This is a genomic window from Amycolatopsis rhizosphaerae, from assembly GCF_007713715.1.
GTDB classification, from domain to species: Bacteria; Actinomycetota; Actinomycetes; order Mycobacteriales; family Pseudonocardiaceae; genus Amycolatopsis_E; species Amycolatopsis_E rhizosphaerae.
Window position 1 is genome coordinate 1 of sequence record NZ_VJWX01000746.1, and the last position, 2,249, is coordinate 2,249.

Consider the following 2,249-nt stretch of genomic DNA (forward strand, 5'->3'; position numbering starts at 1 on the left):
GCCGTGAGGGAGTCCCTCACGGCCGTTCCTGGTGGCGGAGAATGAAGCCGGTCAGCCGGCCTCGGTGGGGGCGGGTACCGCGCCGGCGACCGGGCGGGACTCACGGGTGACCTTGAGCAGGCTCAGCATGACGGCGCACAGCACCAGGCAGCCGATCGGGAAGTACAGGCCCACCGTGACATTGCTCGCGGTGGCGTTCTTGCCGACCACGTACGGCCCGAAGAACCCGCCCAGCGCGGCGATCGAGTTGATCGCGGCCAGCCCGACCGCGGTGTACTCCTTGGACAGCACCCGTGCCGCCAGTGCCCAGTAGGGCGCGAGGTAGCCGAGTACCCCGATCGCGACCAGCGACAGGCAGATCAGCGCGGCCACCGGGGTGTGCCGGAACTGGATGGTGCCCAGCAGGCCCAGCGCGGCGAGCAGCATCATCGCCACCACGTGTCCGCGCCGCTCGCCCGTCCGGTCGGAGTTGCGGGCCACCAGCAGCATGCCTGCCGCGCCGACCAGCCACGGGATGACGCCGAGGAAACCGATGTTGGTGGCCGAGTACGACGGGTCCATCTGCTTGACGATCTGCGGCAGGAAGAAGGTGAACCCGTAGAGGCCGCAGGCGGCGAACAGGTTCGCGAACGCCAGGTAGAGGACCTTCCGGTTCTTCATCACGCGCAACTGCCCGAAGAAGGTCTCCTTCTGCTCCGGCACGTAGTCGGCGTTGATCTCGCGCTCCAGCCAGGCGCTTTCCTCCGGCTTGAGGAACCGGGCCCTGGACGGCGTGTTCGGCAGGTACAGCAGCACGATCACGCCGATCAGCACCGAGGGCACCCCCTGCAGGATGAAGACCCACCGCCAGCCGGACAGGCCGAACCAGTGTGCGTGGTCGAGGATGAGACCGCCGGTGAGGCTGCCGATGACCATCGCGATCGGCTGCGCGATGGCCAGCGTCGCGATCGCGCGGCCGCGTTCCTTGGCGCGGAACCACAGCGTGAGGTAGAGCAGCAGGCCGGGGTAGAGCCCGGCCTCGGCGATCCCGAGCACGATCCGGGCGATGTAGAGCTGCGGGATGTCGCGCACGAACCCGGTGACCACGGTGACGATGCCCCAGCTGATCGCGATGCGGGCGAGCCACAGTCGCGCCCCGACCCGTTTCATGATCATGTTGCTGGGGACCTCGAACACGACGTAGGCGAGGAAGAAGATCGCCGACGCGGTCCCGAACACCGCCGTGTTGATGGCCAGTTCGTGCTGCATGCCGAGCTGGGCGTAGCTGATGTTGGAACGGTCCATGTAGTTGGCGACGTACAGCAGCGCGACCAGGGGCAGCACCCGCCTGGTCACCTTGCGGATCGTGCGGCTGCCGACGTCCCCGTCGGCAGTGGGTGCGGAACTGTCCATCGTTCTCCTCGTCATTGAGATCTCACACTGCGATGTAGCGAGCACACCCGGCTTTTCAGGCACGCCGGACGGCGTTGCGGCCGGCGATGCGGCCCATGGTGAGGGCGTTGGCCACGGCGTTGCCGCCCCCGACGTAGCGGGGCCCGAGCACCCCGGCTCCGGCCTCCCCCGCCGCGAACAGCCCGGGAACCGGCTCGCCGCGCTCGTCCCGGACCGCCGCGTGCCGGTCGATTTCCAGCCCGGCGTGGGTGCAGACCAGTTCGGCGGGCAGCATGCGCACCGCGTAGAACGGCGGTTCCGAAATCGGGTCCGGGTTTCCGGTCACCCCCTTGGCGGCGAGGGTCAGGTGGCGCTGGAACTCCTCGTCCCGGCCGTGCGGCAGTTGTTCGTTCCACCGGCGCACGGTGGCCGTCAGCGCGTCCACCGGCACACCGAGTCCTTCCGCCAGTCCGGCGAGATCACCGGCGCGGACGGTGCGGCCCGCCTCGGCTTCCCGCAGCACCGCTTCGGCGTCCCAGTGCGCGTAGCCCGGGGGCAGCGACCGGCGGGCCCGTTCGTCGAACACCGCCCACACGGTGCCCTGCTGCGCGTCGGTGATCCCGCCGGAAACCGCGTAGGAGGCGTCCTCGTCCATGAAGCGGCGGCCGCGGGAGTTGACGTGGATCCGCGACCGGGGCGGAAAACCGGACTGCCAGTGGTGCAGGCGCTGGAAGTACGCGGTGGGCATCAGCAGGCCCCAGCCGTCACCGGCGACCGCCGCGCCGACCTGCTCGCCGAAGCGCAGGTGATCGCCCCGGCTGCCGGGGGCGGCGACGACGAACAGGTCCTCCCCGGCCCGCAGCGCGGCCGGGTAGTGG

At 70.0% G+C, this 2,249-nt stretch carries 2 protein-coding genes; both read right to left on the reverse strand.

Annotation, left to right across the window (positions count from 1 at the left end):
- Positions 1-51 precede the first annotated feature (51 nt).
- On the reverse strand, positions 52-1,392 hold the full coding sequence (locus FNH05_RS36335; RefSeq protein ID WP_144593365.1) for an MFS transporter: 1,341 nt from the start codon (positions 1,390-1,392) through the stop codon (positions 52-54).
- A gap of 55 nt (positions 1,393-1,447) precedes the next feature.
- Positions 1,448-2,249: FAD-binding protein (locus FNH05_RS36340; protein WP_144593366.1), on the reverse strand; the 802-nt coding region annotated here is incomplete at its 5' end.

Coding starts and splice junctions, on each gene's coding strand:
- FNH05_RS36335 (WP_144593365.1), bottom strand. CDS start 1,392: ATGGACAGTTCCGCACCCACTGCCGACGGGGACGTCGGCAGCCGCACG.